The organism is Blautia pseudococcoides (assembly GCF_001689125.2).
Classification (GTDB): Bacteria; Bacillota; Clostridia; order Lachnospirales; family Lachnospiraceae; genus Blautia; species Blautia pseudococcoides.
In genome coordinates this window covers 300,858-318,491 of record NZ_CP015405.2, presented here as the reverse complement: position 1 = coordinate 318,491, position 17,634 = coordinate 300,858, and the positions used below count along the sequence as shown (strand labels likewise).

Sequence of the window (17,634 nt, the reverse complement as noted above, 5' to 3'; positions counted from 1 at the left end):
CATAAAAGGCCGGCCCTGTCTTAAACTGTTTTGTACTTTTATACCCCTTTGAAGCTGAATGTGAATTCCATTTTGTCCTCTGTGTTCAGAAGATATTCCGGATGGGTTTTGGAACCCCAGCTGTCATCTCCGGCTATTCCCATCTGCTTTGCGGACACCCTGACAACTGTATAATGTACTTCCGGAAGCTCAAAAGAATGCATGGCATTCTCAATCTCATGAGGCGTATAGGGAAGTGCGGAGAATTCCATCTTATCCCCTGTAAAAAGCATTCCCCTGCCTTTCCGGTCTGTCACACTGGCCCAGCGGACACCCACCTTATTACCGCATTCCTGGGGAACCAGATACGCAGCCATATTATCAGCCACTTTGTTGCTGTAGATACCAAGTTTGGCACCCTGACAGCGGTCAACATAGGTCTCCTCCGGTCCCATGCCATACCAGCTTACATGGTCATGATCCGCATCAAATTTGAACATAACGCCAAATTCCGGCATATCCCCCAGTTCTTTGACCGGGTCATAGGAAAGTGTAGTCTCAATGGTTCCGTCACCGAATACTTTATAAGCAAGGCTGCACTCCGCAGAAGGGATAGATGGCATATAGTATGTATAAGTGACCACAGCGCAGTCTTCCAAAACTTCCAGTTTTGGTATGCGGTATCCGCCCTGAGGATCTTTGTGGTTCAGATACATGCTTGCCAGTTTCCACTGTCCGTAGCGCATAGGCATCAGATTGCCGCAGTCATTGTCTGTAGGCGCCCGCCAGAAGTTTGGTTTCGGAATGGCCTTGATCATCTCCACACCGCCGTACACATAAGATACAAGTCCGCCGTTCAGATAGGAGAAGAGAACACGGAAACCATCCCCGTGAATCCCAATGTTGTGTACACTCTTTACGATATCCATCTTTCCTTTATGTAAAACAGCAGGTTCCCCAACCTGATACACACCCTGACCGAAGGCAGTCTCGTGCCCTCTCTTTGCCCACAGGGTATCCTCTTTCAGGCGGAAGGAAACCGTAACCGCATACTCTCCCGGCAAAGTCTGAACACGGACCGGCAGTTCATACACATCCTCAGAAAGAGGCGCCGTATGTGTTTCCAGACATGCTTCTTTTATCAGGTGCCCATTCTTTTCCACCAAAACAACGCAGTCAAAACTGTCTGTATTTACAAACAGATTTTTGTTGATCACCCGCACTTTATCTTTTTCCACAATGGCTGTGATATTCTGATAATTGAATTTTACCTCCTGCATCTTTGGGGAAGGTTCCCTGTCCCCCCCATAGGCAATGCCGTTGCCGCTGAAGTTATAATCGCAGGGACGGTCATCAAAATCACCGCCGTAAGCCAGGAATTCTTTTCCGTAACGGTCTTTTTTATATATGGACTGGTCAATATAATCCCAGATAAATCCGCCCTGGTATAAAGGCTCCGTATCGGTCAGATCTGTGTATTTATGCATAGCACCACAGGAATTCCCCATGGCATGGGTATATTCACAACAGATAAACGGTTTGCTTCGGTCTTTCTCCAGGAATGCCTTGATGCTTTCCACGGAAGGGTACATCTGGCTTTCCATATCGCTGGAGCCATTATATCTACGGTCCCAGAATACGCCTTCATAATGCACCAGTCTTGTGGGGTCTTCCCTGCGGTAGAACTCTGACATCTCATAAATATCCTTTCCGCCGAAGGATTCATTGCCGCAGGACCAGATAAGAATAGCCGGATGGTTTTTGTCTCGCTGATACATGGAATTTACACGGTCCAGCATCATGCCCAGCCATTCCGGATGGTCGCAGGGCACTACCTTATTGAGGTCCGGCTCTTTTTTCTCTGCCTGGGAATCCCAGGAACCGTGGGACTCCAGATTATTCTCCGCGATCATGTAAAGCCCGTATTCGTCACATAAGTCATAGATGTCTGAACCATCCGGGTAATGGCAGGTGCGGATGGCATTGATATTGTTCCTCTTCATGGTCACAATATCCTTGACCAGCTCTTCCCTTGACACATGGCGGCCGCTTACGGAACTGAATTCGTGACGGTTCACACCTTTGAACACCACTCTTTTGCCGTTCAGCGTCATAATATTGTCTTTCATCTCAAATCTTCGGAAACCGACTTTGTAAGGGATCACCTCTGTTAAGTTTCCTTCCTTGTCCGTGATCTGGATAAGAAGGTCATAAAGCACAGGCGCTTCCGCGCTCCAAAGCTCTGGGTTCTCCACTTTCATCACCAGTTTTGTCTCACTCTCCAGCCCGCATCCCTCTGTCATCAATATCTCATTTTCCTTTGAGAGGGTGATCTTTGCTTTTCCTTCCGCCGTGGCTTTCAGCACGATCTCCAGATCTGCTTTTGTGAACGTATCATCCAGCAGTGTGCGGATCCTCATATCCTCCACATGCACCTGGGGTATGGCATACAGATATACATCCCTGTAAATACCGGAAAAGCGGAAGAAATCCTGGTCCTCACACCAACTGCTGCTGGTAAATTTGAAAACCTGGGCTGCCAGTTTATTTTCCCCCTCCTTAAGATACGGGGTCAGTTCAAACTCGGACGGGGTAAAGGTATCTTCACTATATCCCACATAGCTGCCGTTCAGCCAGACTGCAATACCGCTCTCCGCGCCCTGGAAAGAGATGAAAACACGTTTGCCTTTCATATTTTCCGGCACTTCAAAATATTTCACATAACTAGCCACAGGGTTAAACCGTGTGGGAATCTCCCCGGGTTCCAGCTCCTCCCAGCCCTCCCAGGGATACTGCACATTGGCATACTGGGGGCAGTCATATCCCTCCATCTGGATATGAGCCGGTACATGGATATCATCCCAGGACCTGCAGCAGTGATCCATGGACGCAAAGCCGGGGATCGTGCTTTGATAATTCCTGGCATAGTGGAATTTCCACAGACCATTCAGGCTGTACCTGAAATCATCCTGCTTCTGCTCCATCTTCTCCACGGATCCATAATATCTGTGGTCCGAATGGGCGTTGACCCTGTTTTCCTGAAACCAGGCGGGGTCTTTGACTTTCTCGTACTGAAATACTTTCATGTTTACCTCCTGTTGATTGGCTGGCAGTGATGTTTTTCTTTCATCTGCCGTATGATTAAAAATCAGGCGGATATCTCATGTAAATAAAATATCCGCCTGTATAGTACATATTTTGTAACTGTGAAATTACCAACAGTCACCTTATTTTCAACAGCCCGGCAAGACCGGTTCCTGTCTTTTTTTTATTTGACAGCACCTGTAATACCTTCGGCAAAGCTCTTCTGCAGACAGAAGAATACAATTGCAGTAGGCAGCGTACAGATAAGTACGCCGAGCATCAGCATACCGTAATCAACTGTATAACCACCTAACAGGTTGGCTACCAGCATAGGCATGGTGATGGAGCTGTCTGTCTGTAAGATTACCTTTGGCCACAGGTAGTTATTCCATGCGTTCATGAATGTGATGGTCATGGCTGCCGCATATGTGGAGCGCATGGTCGGGAAGAACATACGGAAGAAGATTCCGGTTTCGCTCAATCCATCAAGGCGGGCTGCCTCAATAATATCATGCGGGAACGAACGGGCACTTTGCCTGAACAACATGATCAAAAACGGGGTTGAAATGGTAGGAAGCATAAATGCTGCCATACTGTTGACCATTTTCAAAGTGGAGAACATCTTGAACAAAGGGATCATGATAGCTGCGAAAGGAATCATCATAGCTGTCAGAAGGAGTGTCATAACAACGTCCTTACCTTTGTCATGATAAATCTCAAAGCCGTAACCTGCGATAGAACAAACCAGCAGGGCCAGAGCAGTCAGGATAACAGCATTTCTGAAGGAGTTCCACATAGCTCTTGCCAAATCCTGGTTCGCCAGCAGGGCCTTGAAATTTGATATAATATAGCCGCCGGGAATCAGCTTGCCGGCTACTACATCTGTACTTTTGTTTGTCGCTCCGCAGAACATGTAGTACAACGGAAATACAGAGAACAGTGAAACGATCGTCAGGAATACATACTGAAATATTTTTTGGCCTTTATTCATCGTTCATCACCTACTTTCATCTGGATAACTGCCAGAATTGCAACCATGATCAGTACAATGATAGACATTGCTGCCGCATAGCCGAAATTCGGGCTCTGTACAAAGGATGTATTGTATATGTAGTGGGACAAAGTCATGGTTGTTTTACCCGGTCCGCCGTTGGTCAGGTTCAGGGACTCATCGAACAACTGCAGGGTTCCGTTTGTGGACATGATGGTTGTCAGAAGAATCGTTGGTTTCAAAAGCGGTACAGTAATTTTGAAGAAAGACTGGAGCGGTGAAGCGCCGTCAATCTTAGCTGCCTCATAAACAGAGTATTCAATATTCTGCAGGCCTGACAGATAGAATACCATATTGTATCCTGTCCATCTCCAGATCAGTGCAATGATAATAACCGCTCTGGCTGTCCATGCATTGGCAAACCACATGATGGGATCTGCCCCCATTCCTCTTAAAACAGTATTGATAAAACCATCATTGGCAAACATGGAACGGAAGATCATAGCATAAGATACAAGGGATGTTGCACAGGGAAGGAAAATCGCTGTACGGAACAATCCTTTGAACCGCAGATGCTTATTGTTCAGCATGGAAGCCAGTGCCAATGCAAGTACCAGCATCACCGGCACCTGAATGATCAGATAGAAAAATGTGTTGAACAGACACTGCTTAAATGTAGGGTCTTTCAGAATACGAAGGTAGTTCGCAACTCCTCCGAAGGTTAAATTAATACCGATACCTGTCTGCAGAGACATAACGAAGGCTTTGATCATGGGATAAAAACTCATCCAGCAGATCAATGCTGTAGCCGGGATCAGAAATACCCAGCCGGTCACATTATGCTTCTTTTCCAGAGACATCCCTTTTTTATTAGGACCACTCATAAATATGCACCCTCCTTTTTAGAATTTAGTTATAAACAGATGCGCTTCCCGTACTGCCGCACCCGATTAAAAAGGTCCGCCGCCGCCTTTGATAAGCAGCAGCAGACCTTTCATTTCTAGAAATAATAATCAATCAGGGGTCTTTTATTTATCAGCCGCCCATTGTGAAGTCTACAGTATCCTGTGCTTCCTGAAGTGCAGTTCCGATATCTGTACCCTGCTGTGTGATCTGGGAAAGTGCAACACCGATGGCATCACGAGCGTCATAGTAGAACGGTCCTGTAATGTTGGAAGGTGTCTTAGTAGCAAAATCTACGATCTTAGCATAAACTTTGTCATTTCCGAAGAACGGAACTTCCTGATTGTAAACATCAGATTCACCAGCCGGTGCCCATGTTGCCAGAGCGCCTTTGGAGATCAGGTCATCGTAGAACTCTGTGCTTCCGCCGAATGTGGATTTCAGGAAATCTACAGCCAGGTCTGGTTTCTTACAGTTGGATGTAACTGCCCATGAGGAACCGCCGTTGTTGGAGTAGTTGCTGGCCTCGCCAACACCTTCCATCTTAGGCAGGTTTGTGATAGCCCATTGTCCGGACTGATCTTCCTGTGCTGTGATGGTAGCCATGATCCAGCATCCATTGATAACGCCTGCAACGGTTCCGTTGTTGATAGAAGCTACATACTGATCCCAGTCAGTTACTTCTACTAATGTGCCGTCTTTTACCATCTGAGAATAAATCTCTACAGCTTTCTTAACAGCTTCATTGTCAACAACATTTGCTTTTCCGTCTTCTGTGAAGCAGGAAGCTCCGACAGACTGGATCATCATCATGATGATATCCGTAGAACCTGCCTGCTGTGTCAGCAGAGGCTGTCCTGTTTTTTCTTTGACAACTTTGGCTTTTTCCATAAAGTCGTCCCATGTGATATCTGTGAAGTCAGCTACTGTATATCCGGCCTGCTCCAGAAGGTCTGTTCTGTAAGCGCCGATAGCAGCACCGTTATCAAACGGAACACCGTAGTTCTTGCCGTCTAAGGTAGAGTAAGCTACTTTAGCTTCTGAGAACTCTGTAAAGTCAATACCCTTGTCCGTAAGATCAACGAAGATATCCGGGTAGTTGGTAGCATATTTCTGGAAAGAGTTATCCTGCATCAGGAAGATGTCAGGTAAGGTACTTAAATCGCCTGCTGACATAGCTGTTGTCAGTTTTGTCTCAATATCATCTGACTGGATCTCCGTAACTTTTACATTAAATCCGTCATGGTCTTTTGCGTAGATCTCAGCAGCTTTGTTGATAGCGTAGATGTTGAAGTTGGGGTCCCAGCACCATACTGTCAATGTATTGTCATCATCTGTAGCTGCTACGGCGTCACCTGCCGCCTCTTCTTTCTTAGTGTCATCTGTTCCGGTGGTCTCTTCCTTCTTGGTATCACCGCCGTCTGTGGTTCCGCTTCCGCTATCGCCTCCGCAGGCTGCAAGTGAAACAACCATCATAGAAGCCAGCATAGCTGCAACAATTTTTTTCTCATAACACAAATTTTTTCTCATAACACAAATACCTCCCTTTAATTATTAAGCCTTAAACTCATGAATGTACATACGGTCCTATTATTCGACAGATTGTTTTGTAATATGACCACATTTCCGTTTTTTCACGGTCCAGCATATATGTATATTACATCATCTCGCCGCATATGTCAATATTTCATTTGTCTAATTTGTACATTATCTACTTTCTTGTTCATTTACCCGTTTCCGGGGGGCCTTACCAGCCCTTTAACACCGATACATTGTAGTTGGAAGGGTTGTCTTCCTTTTCCCTCGCCGTGCTTCTCCACTGGTGCGGAGCAGTCCCCACAATCTTCTTGAAGTTACGGATGAATGTGGCTGATGCCTGGAAACCAACCTTAACGGCAATGTCCTCCAGACGCTCGTCTGATTTCGCAAGAAATTCACAGGCACGCTCAATCCGTACAAGATTCACATATTCTGCCGGAGACGTATTCATAAATTCCGTGAACACCCTTCTGAAATGTGTCTCGCTCATATGGCAGATCTGTGCCAGCTGTCCTACCTTGATCTCTTCCTGATAATGCTTTTCTATGTAATCCAGAACCGCCAGGATACTGTTCAGACTTCCGTCATCTATGATCTTGGCCTCCGGCATACTGTCCACCGGATTCATTCTGGCTATTTTGAGAAGCAGTGTGAGCAGACATCCCTGCACGCTCTCCAGATAAAATTCTTCTCTGTTGCGCATTTCATTCAGAATGACACGGACAAGCGCCTCGATCTCCGGTGCTTCTTCCCTGCTGGTCAGAAACATACGGCTGTGAAGCCGCTCCAGCACCGTATTTGCATACACAGGTTTTTCCGCGTATACGGTCTTTAAAAAACGCTCCGTGTCTATAAAAAGATACTCCCAGCTGTCAAAGACTTCGTCCCTTCCCGTTGTGTGATGGGGAAAATTTTTGGGGATAACCGTAACAGTTCCCTCCCCATATTTGACGTCCTCTTTTCCCAGGTGCATAACACCCTTGCCATAACAGCAGTAGCCTATCTCCATATAGTTATGGAAATGCATAGGATCACTTCCATACCTCGTTACCCAGCGTTCCCCCATAAGTGCGATCAGGGGCACACGCTGCGGGATCTCATAATACCGGAATTCTACATATTCTTTTTCTCTCTTCTTCATCTGTAAGCCCTCGTTTCCATCCTAAACTAATACCTTATTCTTTAGCTTATCATAGCTTCTTGGGCTTCGTCAAATTTTTAAGGGCTTGTTGAAGAAAAACGTACAATCTCGGTTATTACAGACTCTCTCAGACTTTTCTTATAAGAAATTCCCCCTTGTCCAGGATTTTTCTCCGATTCCTATTGTCAATCGGCCTGATCACCTCGGCTTTTACCCCTTGGTTTTCATCAATTATACCATCATATCTCTGGTTATTTTACTCATAATCGGTTCGTTTTTTTGCATTTTCAATCATTTTAGCAACTTTTGTTCACCGTTTTTGTATCAAATGCCAGGTTTTTTGCACACCCGGCCAACAAAAAATGACGAAAGCAGTAGAAAAACCGGCAGTTTTACAAAACTGCTCCCCCCGTACTTTTCTCTGGCGCAAAAAAGGCTCCCGCACAGCCTGCTCACTGCCGCGGAAGCCCTTTAAAACCTTTCCACCTACGGCTCAAACCGCAGGAAATCCTCTGTCATTTCAATCCGGCACACACTCTGTACACTGCCGGTCATCTTTACCCGCCAGTCCTCGTCAATCTGGATCCAGAGCTTTCCGCCGGGCATGTGCACCATCACATCCGAATCTGCCAACCCCAGACGGAAAGCCACTCCAGCCGCGGCGCAGCTGCTGGTGCCGGAAGCCAGGGTATATCCCACACCCCGCTCAAATATCTCTATCTGAATGTTATTTTTATCGAGAACTTTCATGATCTGTGTGTTGACCCGGTCCTCAAAATATTCGGAGCGCTCTGAAAAGGCGCCTATTTTACAGACCTTTTCCCTGGAAATCTCCATCATGGGGATCACACAGTGTGTATTTCCCATGGAAACACAGGAACAGTCATATGAATTTTGTCCGAATACCATCTTCTCTTCCAATGCTTCCCGTGGCTCACCCGCAAGTCCTGCTTCTTTGCTGGAAAAGGACAGCTTTCCCATATCCGCCTGGATCCTGGTTCCGTCCGCATTGAGAAAACGCACCTGCACCTTTCCGCCTTTTGTCCTGATATTCAGCCGCTCGCTGAGTGTGTACCCTGCGTCCTTTAAATACTTGGCAAATATACGGATGCCGTTTCCCGCTCTCTTCGCTTCACTTCCGTCCGGATTAAAGACACGGACAGCAAATTCTCCGTCTTCTATATAAGGTCCTGCCAGGATGCCGTCTGAGCCTACTCCGAAATTCCTGTCACAGACTCTCCTGATCATTTCTCCGTCCAGTTCCTCTGTATTCTTCTGACAGTCATATACCAGATAATCATTTCCTATTCCATGATACTTTTCAAATTTCACTGCTCTCTTTCCTTTCCTGTTATGATGCACCTTCCTAATCCGGCGTATGCTATCATACGCTATCCATGTTTTAGTTTACGGTTCACAGGCCGCTGTTGTGCGAGATCCATATCTTTACCTCTTTATCTCTATCTAGTTTATCAGACACTTTTATGTTATAATATAAGCATCGTGTTAAAAACATTGCAAAATATGCTGAAACTAAAACAGTCCCACAGGAGGAACAACATTGGATTCTTACAGTAAAACCGGTTATCTGAAAGACGATTTCCGCCTCTTTCATATTACAGACGGGGAGGAGCACAGCTTTTCCTATCATTATCATGATTTTTACAAACTTCTGGTTTTCATCCGGGGGGATGTGACTTACCACATTGAAGGAAAATCCTTTGATCTAAAACCCTATGATGTTGTCCTGGTAAATGCCGGCGAGATCCACAAGCCGGTCATCAACCGCCGTTCCACCTACGAGCGGGTGATCCTCTACATTTCTCCTGCATTCATAGATTCCTGCCGGGATGGAGGGGATTCCCTGAACCAGTGCTTTGTGCAGGCCCAAAAAAGCGGTTCCAATGTACTGCGCATTGAGCTGTTTGGCCAGAGCCGCCTGTATCAGGTTCTGCAGGAGTTGGAAAAATCCTTTGGGGAGGGGGCCTTTGCCGCTGCTCTGTATCAGAAAGCCCTTTTCCTGGAATTTCTCATTCTTCTGAACCGCTTTTCCATGGATGCCTACACAGGCACTTATATACAAAACAGCCGCTGCAATCCCAAAATCCTTCCCGTGCTTGACTATATCGGAGAGCACCTGGCAGAGGACATTTCCATCGACCTGCTGGCATCCCGGTTCTATATGAGCCGTTATTACCTTATGCACTTGTTCAAGCAGGAAACAGGATACAGTGTTGCCAGCTATATTTCCACCAAGCGCCTGCTGCGGGCCAGGGCGCTGATCCAAAACGGCATGTCTGTCACAGACGCCTGCTACCGGTGCGGCTTTAAAAATTATTCCTCCTTTTCCAGAGCCTATAAAAAACTTTTCCACACATCTGCCAGAGGCGAACGGTATGAAAGCTAACACGCTGCTTTTCCTCTAACACATCTCTTTTCCCTCTTACATATAGTAAATAAGAGTTCAGACATTCAGGAGCCAGGCAATGAGTCACAAAAAATTTGATTTTGCAGTCATCGGCGGAGATATGCGTCAGGTCTATCTGGCACAATATCTCCTGGAATGCGGCTGCAAGGTTTGTAAATATGCACTTTGCGCAGATATTCCGGGCACCTCCTGCTATACTGCCCCCTCTCTTTTGGAGGCAGTTTCAAATGCAGAGACCATTCTTGCGCCAATCCCCATAAGCCAAAGCAAAGATATCCCACTGTCCCTTTTGCCGGATATGCTCCGGGAGGGCCAGTCCTTATTTGCAGGATGCATACCCAGGGACTTCCAGGAAAAAATTTTTTCAAAAGGCATTTTTGTCTCTGATCTGATGAAGGATGAGATACTCACTGTAAAAAACAGCATAGCAACCGCAGAAGGCGCCGTTGCGGAAGCCATTCAGAAAAGCAGCCGCAATCTCCACGAAAGCCGCTGTCTTGTACTGGGATACGGAACCTGCGGGAAAACCCTGGCCTCGTATCTGAAAGGGATGTTCTGTCATGTAACGGTTTGTGCCAGAAGACCCGGCGTGCGGGCAGAAGCCCAGGTGCTGGCAGGGGACGCTATCTCTTTGGAGGAACTGAAAGAACACGGGGGCAGTTTTGATTTTATCTTCAACACAATTCCCGCGCAGATCATTGACAGGTCACTGTTAAAGAGTTTGAAAAAACAGGCTCTTATTATTGATATTGCTTCCGCTCCCGGCGGTTTGGATCATGCCGAAGCGAAGAACCTGGGGATATCCGCATATCTCTGTCCGGGACTTCCGGGGAAATATGCCCCTCGTTCCTCCGCCTATGCCATTGCGGAAGCTGTTTTTCGTATATTAAAGGAATTTGAAGAATAGGAGAAACAATCATGTCGTTAAAAGGAAGGAAAGTGGGAGTGGCCTTTACCGGCTCCTTCTGCACATATAAAAAAGTGTTTGAGGAATTACAAAAGCTTGCAGACGAAGGTGCAGAAATACAGACCATCTTTTCAGATGCCGCCAAAAGCATTGACAGCCGTTTCGGCAATGCAGAGGACTTTATAGAAAAAGCACGCAGCATAACAGGCAGGGAACCCATGCTCACCATCCCCCAGGCAGAGCCTATCGGCCCCAAAAGCCTGCTGGATATCCTGGTGATCCTGCCCTGCACAGGCAATACTATCGCAAAGCTTGCAAACGGCATTACCGATACCCCTGCCCTCATGGCAGCCAAGGCACATCTGCGGAACGAAAAGCCTCTGCTTATCTCCATCTCCACCAACGACGCACTGGGGATGAATATGAAAAATATCGGCCTGCTTCTGAATGCCAAGAACATCTATTTTGTTCCTTTCGGTCAGGATAACCCAGAGAAAAAGCCCAATTCCATGATCGCCCGCACAGAACTTCTCATACCTTCCATTGAAGCGGCTTTAAACGGAAAGCAGTATCAGCCGGTCATACAGTAAAAAACTGCTGTCACCGTCAAACGAAGCTCAATTTTTTACCCAGCAAGGGGTTGCCCGCAGCCGTATGTGGGCAAAGCCCTTATGGGGCATCAGCAGAAAGGGGGATTTCTATGTGTGGTATCGCAGGATTTTGTAATCCGAAAAGAGATTTTACGGAGGAAAAGGGGAAATGGAATCACATCCTGGAGGAAATGAACCGGATACAAAAGCGCCGGGGACCGGATGATCAGGGGACTTATCTGGACAAAAGCTGCGGCCTGGCCCATGTGAGACTGGAGATCATTGACCTTGTCACAGGTCATCAGCCCATGATACGAAAGAATGCGTCCGGCACTTATGCCATCGCATACAACGGTGAGATCTACAACATGCCCGAACTGAAAAAAGAACTGATAAAAGAAGGGGCTGTCTTTGAGACTGCCAGCGATACCGAAGTGATTCTGAACGGATTTATGCTGCACGGGAAGGAATACACGAAAAAATTAAATGGTATTTTTGCCATCGCTCTGTGGGATTCCTCCCAAAATCAATTGTCCCTTATCAGAGACCGCCTGGGAATCAAGCCTCTTTTCTATACATGGGCTGAAAAAACCCTGGTCTTTTCCTCTGAGATCAAAGGTCTGTTCGGCTTCCCCGGGGTAACACCCCAGCTGGACAGGGACGGCCTGTGCGAAGTATTCGCTCTGGGACCTGCTAAAAGTTACGGAAAAGGCGTCTTCAAAGATGTCCGTGAGATACTTCCGGGACACTGCCTGACCTTTGGACCAGGCGGAGTCTCTGAACATGCTTATTGGAACCTGGAAAGCCGTCCCCATACAGACTCTTTTGACGAGACCGTGGAAAAGACAGCCTGGCTGGTAGAGGACGCTGTTAAAAAACAGATGCTCTCCGACATTCCCATCAGCACCTTTCTCTCCGGCGGTGTGGACAGCAGCCTGGTCACATCTATCTGTGCCGCAGAGCTGAAAAAACAGGGAAAAGTCCTGAACACCTTCTCTTTTGACTTTAAAGACAACAATAAATATTTCAGATCCAACGCCTTCCAGCCAAGCCAGGACCGTCCCTGGGCAGAAAAAATGGTGGAGTACGCCGGCACAAACCACCGTTTTCTGGAGTGCGACAATATGGCACAAGTGGACTGTCTGTTCAAAGCTGTGGACGCCAGAGACCTGCCGTGTATGGCGGACGTGGAATCCTCCATGCTCTATTTCTGTTCCCAGGTCGTGGAGCACAACAAAGTGACTCTCACAGGTGAATGCGCAGATGAAATCTTCGGAGGGTATCCCTGGTTCCATAAAAAAGAGGCATTTGAGGGAGACAATTTCCCCTGGTCCATGAGCATGGAACCCAGAAAAGTCCTCTTGTCCGACGATTTTGCCGAATCCCTCGGCATGGAGGAATACGCACATGCCGCCTATGAAAAGACCATCCGCGAGACACCGGTCCTGCCGGGAGAGAATCCCGAAGAAAAACGCCGCCGTGAAATCTCCTATCTGAACCTGCGCTGGTTCATGGTGACACTGCTGGACCGCATGGACCGCACCAGCATGTATTCCGGCCTGGAAGCCCGTGTCCCCCTGGCAGACCACCGGATCGTGGAATACATCTTCAATGTCCCCTGGAGCATGAAATGCCCGGACGGCATCGTAAAAGGCCTGCTGCGCCATGCAGGGGAAGGGCATCTCCCCAAAGAGATCCTCTGGAGGAAAAAAAGTCCCTACCCCAAAACCTACGACCCTGCCTATGAAAATCTTCTGGGCGACCGTCTAAAAGAAGTTCTGGCAGACCCCAATGCCCCCATCCGCCCAATTTTGGACACCCGCAAAGTACACGCATTCCTGGAAAGCCCCTCCGACTACGGCAGACCCTTCTACGGCCAGCTCATGGCAGGCCCCCAGATGCTGGCCTACATGCTCCAGGTAAACTACTGGCTGGAAAAATACAAAATCCGTATTTTATAGCCGGCAAACGAACTAAGCTCCATATCCCCCCACCATTTCAAAACCTTCCGCCAAAACCGGAAAAATCCTCTAAAAAGGCTGGAGAATCTCTCTGTCATTCTCCAGCCAGTCTAAAGCATCCTGCAGTCTACAAAAAACCGCCCCATCTCTCCCATAAGCCTCTGCTCCGGCCTCTCTGCCCACAGCCTCCCCTGAATCAAAAACTTCATCCCTGAGGCACTACCTCACATACCGTAAGAAGTCCCTCCCTGACAGTAAAGCGGACCTCCAGCCCTGCAAAGCCAAATCCATAGACCCGCTCCGGATCATTCTGATATGCCGGCCTTGGATCATTGGCCAGAACGCCCCTGAGGGCCTCCCTCTTATGTTCCGGCACTTTTTTCTCCAGTTCCTCCGGAAGTTCCACTTCCAGCCTGTCCTCCCTATGTCTGGACGCAAACCCGCCCTCTGCCTCCGGGCGGCTGTCCGCATGAGGAACATAAGGCTTAATATCCAGAATCGGAGTTCCATCCATTAAATCCGCCCCTCTCACATGGAGGACAGGGCCATATTCCGGATGCATCTCAATCCGCTCCAGACGTACACAGGACAACCCTATCGGATTTGGCCGAAAAGGCGAACGCGTAGCAAATACCCCTTTCCTTATGTTCCCCCCAAGCCTCGGCGGTCTCACCATAGGCTGCCATTTATCTCTTGCCGATTCAGAAAACTCCCAAATAAGCCATATATGCGAAAACTCTTCCAGTCCCCTGAAAGCGTCCGCATTCCTATACTTTGTCTCAAAAACCACCGTTCCAGCCAGATCCTCCACCAACCCACTCTGACGCGGAATCCCAAACTTCCCAGGAAAATCCGTCCGGATCCAGCCTATCCTATTGATCTCCATAAATCATTCTCCCTTCCTCTCATTCCCATTCTCACCATTCCCCTCATGATCCACCATACTCCCAACCTCACTGTAGGATACATTTTCCACCATACCCACTGCCTTTACTGTTTTTCCGTCTTTATCTCTGATCGCAGTGAGTGTAATGCGGTTGCGGACTGTACTGCCATCCCCCATTTTTGCCTTCACCACACAGGAGGCTCTGTCCTCTCCCCTGTAAATAGCACGGTATATATCCCGGAAGGTTTCCTCATATCCTTCACACACAGTACCCTGCTCGATAAATCCCTCCGGTGCATTTGCCACCGTGGCATCCAGGCCAAACGCCTTCTGCGCATATTCAGAATAATATGCGGTCCGCGTATCCGTATCCAGTTCAAAGATCACGGATTTTGTAGCCTCCATAGCAAGCCGGAAGCGCTCCTCACTTATGCGGAGATTCTCAATACTGTTCATCCGTACGGTCTCATCCGACAGGGCCGCGTAAAATATTTCACTGCCATAATTGGACGTCAGGCAGAAAAGACGTATCCTCAGCCAAAGGACAGACCCACCCCTTCTTTTCCGCACAAAAACCTCCGCGCCCTTTTCTTCTTTGCTGCGTTTTGCTTCTGAGAGGGCATCGGTTATCTTTTCCCTGTCCTCAGGAAAAAGATCCCGCATAACATCCACATGGCCGCTTCCACCCATCCAGTATTCGCCCATCAGCCGGCAGTATTCCCCGTTGGCTCTCAGAACATAGAGGTGGGTCCCATCGTAACTGTACTGAGCCACAGCGCCTGTAATATTACCCAGCAGCCGGTCGGTCAATGTGTCTTTGTGGAACAGATCGCTCAAATCCAAAAGGTGGCTGCTCTCCACCCGTTTTTTCCCGCCGTCACAGAAATCCACTTTGTCAGGCGCAAGAAGCAGATTCTCAAATTCCCCGATACTCATAGGACAGTAGTAATAAAAGCCCTGCCCGTAGACACAGCCCACACTGCGCAGTGTTTTCACATGTTCTTCCCGGTTGACTCCCTCAGCGATCACCGGCAGATTCAGCCATTTGCTCATATGCAGGATCGCGTCCAGTATCCCCAGGCTTTTCAGCCCCTCCCCATCCATAAAATGCATATCCATTTTTAGGATGTCAATATTGGTGCTGCTCAGCATATTCAGGGACGAATACCCATTGCCGAAGTCATCCATCAGGATTGTAAATCCATTTTTCTTCAGCCTCTCCGTCTCTTTAATGATCCGCTCAGACTGTCCGGCATATACACTTTCTGTGATTTCCAGTTCGATCAAACCGGATGGGATATGATACCGCTCCATTATGTCTGTGAGCACAGAGCACACGTCCATATCAAAAATATCCATGCGCGACAGATTTACGGATACGGGCACACAGGTACCGCCCTTGTCAAGCCAGCGCCTGATCCAGCCAGCCGTCTCCTCCCAAACATATAGATCCAGCTTTTCGATAAAATGGTTTTTCTCAAACAATGGTACAAAATCCCCGGGAAGCAGCAGACCTTTTTGGGGATGCTGCCAGCGTACCAAAGCTTCTGCCCCCACTACTTTGCCGCTCTCCATATTGCATTTTGGCTGCATATAGATTTTAAATTCCCTGTTTTTGATCCCTGCTTCCATGCTGTTGGTGATCTCCTGCTCTCTGAGGAGATTTTCCCGCATACTTTCCCGGTACACTGCCACATGGTGGTCATTGCCTTTTACAGAATTCAGCGCCATCAGCGCTCTGCCGCACATATTTCCGGCGGGAAGCACTTCCTCCTCCATGCGATAAATTCCAACTGCCAAAACCACCTGGGCGTTCACAGGGCTCCCGCTGAAAATCCCCAGCAGATGATCCACTGTGCTTTTCTCATCCTCCACAGGAATGCAGAGAGCAAAGACATCATCCCTCAGGTTCCCCGCAATATGTTTTTCCCTGCGCGAAATGTGCCGAAGCTGCTCTGCCACGTATTTTAAAAGCAGGTCTCCCTGCTCTTCACCGTACAATTCATTTATCATTTTAAACCGTTCAATATCTATGCAGATGATTTCAAAACGGATATGAGGGTTCTGCTGTATAGCTCCGTCGGCAGATGCGCAGAAAACCTCCCTGTTGAACAACCCCGTCACCTGGTCATATTGTTTCAGCCGTTTGATCTCTTCTCTTAACCTTCTGTTCTCATCCTGCAGTTCTTTATCTTTCCTATCTTTCTGCATTTTTGTTCCTCAACGATTCTTTCGTAATATTCGGTGCTTTATACATATTTTTATTCTAACACTGCTATGGGTAAAATGCTATATAATTATCCTTATGGTTTCAGAGCGGGCTTCCCAAAATCCATAGGCGTTCAGACAGCGGAACTGTCACCTAAATTCCCCAGATATTGATTTATACACTGGGATATATGCAAAAAACAGGCGGTACATCCAGCCATGACTGGGGTATGCCGCCCGTTTTCCTTATTTGCATAGTTTGACAGCTCACCTTCCGGTTCTGCCATATATAAATTTATGTATATTTTTGTCCGATGCAAGAGGATTCAGTCTCAACACCTGTTCCCGGATCCTTTCTTCTGCCTCCTTGCTGCTGGCCGCGGACGCCGCCTTCAAAACTTCACTGTCCCAGAAATCCTCTGTTTTGCAAAAGGCAGTGGAATCCCAGCCGTAGGGCTTTCCCTCCGCGCTGATTTTATGCCTTCTCCCGCATATGGTGAGGAAAAAATTCATCTGCAGTTCCACTAAAGCCCTGTCAAAACGGGATTTGTCTTCTTTTCCAAACCCGGCTGCCTTCTTCAGTTCATGCAGTGGCATCACGCCTTCTTCCTCTATGCTGGTATATATACGTTTTGCCTCATTGCTGATCCTGCCTTCCAGGTACATATCCACAAAATCCATAACGCCCCTGCGGCAGGCAAAAAAATACGGATACCATTCTTTGGTGATATACCCGCTTTTCCTGAAAAAGAATTTCGCGTAAGCCATATCATTTCTTTCATCCAAGACCCGCATACGCCACTCCCAGGGGTCTGTCTCCCTGTCTCCTGTGTGCCACTTGACCGGCGTATCATATGGAGGCTCCTTGTCCCAATCCCAGTTAATAATGGAATATATACCCTCCGAATTGCCGCCGCCCATGGAAAATCCGGCATTTTGCAGCACTTCTGTAAAATCCTCATAGTTCAATATTTTTTTCATCTTTCCCTCCATTCCTGCACGGCACCTTCATTCTGC

Annotated in this window: 13 protein-coding genes; 4 read left to right on the top strand and 9 right to left on the bottom strand. The window is 47.7% G+C overall.

Annotation, left to right across the window (positions count from 1 at the left end):
• Positions 1-38: 38 nt before the first annotated feature.
• The 6 genes from lacZ to dapF form a co-directional block, all read right to left on the bottom strand.
• Entirely contained in the window at positions 39-3,065 is a 3,027-nt protein-coding gene (gene lacZ, locus A4V09_RS01545; RefSeq protein ID WP_065540786.1) for a beta-galactosidase, LacZ type, read from the bottom strand.
• 182 nt (positions 3,066-3,247) lie between these two features.
• Positions 3,248-4,054, bottom strand: coding sequence for a carbohydrate ABC transporter permease (locus A4V09_RS01540; RefSeq protein WP_065540785.1), 807 nt, complete (start codon positions 4,052-4,054; stop codon positions 3,248-3,250).
• Positions 4,051-4,938 carry a carbohydrate ABC transporter permease gene (locus A4V09_RS01535; RefSeq protein WP_065540784.1) on the bottom strand — a complete coding sequence of 296 codons (888 nt, stop codon included), beginning with the start codon at positions 4,936-4,938 and terminating at the stop codon, positions 4,051-4,053. Before A4V09_RS01535 ends, A4V09_RS01540 begins: the two co-directional genes overlap by 4 nt.
• A gap of 151 nt (positions 4,939-5,089) precedes the next feature.
• The gene (locus A4V09_RS01530; RefSeq protein ID WP_065540783.1) at positions 5,090-6,487 is read right to left on the bottom strand and encodes an ABC transporter substrate-binding protein; all 1,398 of its coding nucleotides are present in this window, start codon (positions 6,485-6,487) and stop codon (positions 5,090-5,092) included.
• Positions 6,488-6,704: 217 nt separating this feature from the next.
• A complete protein-coding gene (locus A4V09_RS01525; protein ID WP_065540782.1) occupies positions 6,705-7,637 on the bottom strand; it encodes an AraC family transcriptional regulator in 933 nt (310 codons plus the stop codon).
• 486 nt (positions 7,638-8,123) lie between these two features.
• Positions 8,124-8,969 carry a diaminopimelate epimerase gene (gene dapF, locus A4V09_RS01520; RefSeq protein WP_065540781.1) on the bottom strand — a complete coding sequence of 282 codons (846 nt, stop codon included), beginning with the start codon at positions 8,967-8,969 and terminating at the stop codon, positions 8,124-8,126.
• 229 nt (positions 8,970-9,198) lie between these two features.
• On the opposite strand from dapF, the gene A4V09_RS01515 reads away from it, so the two are divergent.
• From A4V09_RS01515 to asnB, 4 genes are all read left to right on the top strand, one after another.
• On the top strand, positions 9,199-10,044 hold the full coding sequence (locus tag A4V09_RS01515) for an AraC family transcriptional regulator (RefSeq protein WP_065540780.1): 846 nt from the start codon (positions 9,199-9,201) through the stop codon (positions 10,042-10,044).
• Positions 10,045-10,123: 79 nt separating this feature from the next.
• Positions 10,124-10,972 (top strand): dipicolinate synthase subunit DpsA, encoded by an 849-nt coding sequence (locus tag A4V09_RS01510; RefSeq protein WP_065540779.1) that lies wholly within the window; start codon positions 10,124-10,126, stop codon positions 10,970-10,972.
• 11 nt (positions 10,973-10,983) lie between these two features.
• Positions 10,984-11,562: a dipicolinate synthase subunit B gene (locus A4V09_RS01505; protein WP_065540778.1), complete on the top strand. Its 579-nt coding sequence runs from the start codon at positions 10,984-10,986 to the stop codon at positions 11,560-11,562.
• 110 nt (positions 11,563-11,672) lie between these two features.
• Complete coding sequence (gene asnB, locus A4V09_RS01500; RefSeq protein ID WP_065540777.1) at positions 11,673-13,523, top strand: asparagine synthase (glutamine-hydrolyzing); 1,851 nt, start codon at positions 11,673-11,675, stop codon at positions 13,521-13,523.
• A 205-nt stretch (positions 13,524-13,728) separates the two neighbouring features.
• Here the strand turns inward: asnB and tsaA are convergent, their stop codons facing one another.
• The 3 genes from tsaA to A4V09_RS01485 form a co-directional block, all read right to left on the bottom strand.
• On the bottom strand, positions 13,729-14,409 hold the full coding sequence (tsaA, locus tag A4V09_RS01495) for a tRNA (N6-threonylcarbamoyladenosine(37)-N6)-methyltransferase TrmO (RefSeq protein WP_065540776.1): 681 nt from the start codon (positions 14,407-14,409) through the stop codon (positions 13,729-13,731).
• A 3-nt stretch (positions 14,410-14,412) separates the two neighbouring features.
• Positions 14,413-16,620, bottom strand: a complete 2,208-nt coding sequence (locus A4V09_RS01490) for an EAL domain-containing protein (RefSeq protein ID WP_065540775.1) — start codon at positions 16,618-16,620, stop codon at positions 14,413-14,415.
• A gap of 264 nt (positions 16,621-16,884) precedes the next feature.
• The gene (locus A4V09_RS01485) at positions 16,885-17,598 is read right to left on the bottom strand and encodes an AlkZ-related protein (protein WP_065540774.1); all 714 of its coding nucleotides are present in this window, start codon (positions 17,596-17,598) and stop codon (positions 16,885-16,887) included.
• Positions 17,599-17,634: the final 36 nt, after the last annotated feature.

Bases quoted from the DNA above. Each gene is read 5' to 3' on its own strand.
- A4V09_RS01490 (WP_065540775.1), bottom strand. From the start codon at position 16,620: ATGCAGAAAGATAGGAAAGATAAAGAACTGCAGGATGAGAACAGAAGG.
- tsaA (WP_065540776.1), bottom strand. From the start codon at position 14,409: ATGGAGATCAATAGGATAGGCTGGATCCGGACGGATTTTCCTGGGAAG.
- A4V09_RS01485 (WP_065540774.1), bottom strand. From the start codon at position 17,598: ATGAAAAAAATATTGAACTATGAGGATTTTACAGAAGTGCTGCAAAAT.
- lacZ (WP_065540786.1), bottom strand. From the start codon at position 3,065: ATGAAAGTATTTCAGTACGAGAAAGTCAAAGACCCCGCCTGGTTTCAG.
- A4V09_RS01525 (WP_065540782.1), bottom strand. From the start codon at position 7,637: ATGAAGAAGAGAGAAAAAGAATATGTAGAATTCCGGTATTATGAGATC.
- A4V09_RS01505 (WP_065540778.1), top strand. From the start codon at position 10,984: ATGTCGTTAAAAGGAAGGAAAGTGGGAGTGGCCTTTACCGGCTCCTTC.
- A4V09_RS01535 (WP_065540784.1), bottom strand. From the start codon at position 4,938: ATGAGTGGTCCTAATAAAAAAGGGATGTCTCTGGAAAAGAAGCATAAT.
- A4V09_RS01540 (WP_065540785.1), bottom strand. From the start codon at position 4,054: ATGAATAAAGGCCAAAAAATATTTCAGTATGTATTCCTGACGATCGTT.
- A4V09_RS01510 (WP_065540779.1), top strand. From the start codon at position 10,124: ATGAGTCACAAAAAATTTGATTTTGCAGTCATCGGCGGAGATATGCGT.
- asnB (WP_065540777.1), top strand. From the start codon at position 11,673: ATGTGTGGTATCGCAGGATTTTGTAATCCGAAAAGAGATTTTACGGAG.
- A4V09_RS01530 (WP_065540783.1), bottom strand. From the start codon at position 6,487: ATGAGAAAAAATTTGTGTTATGAGAAAAAAATTGTTGCAGCTATGCTG.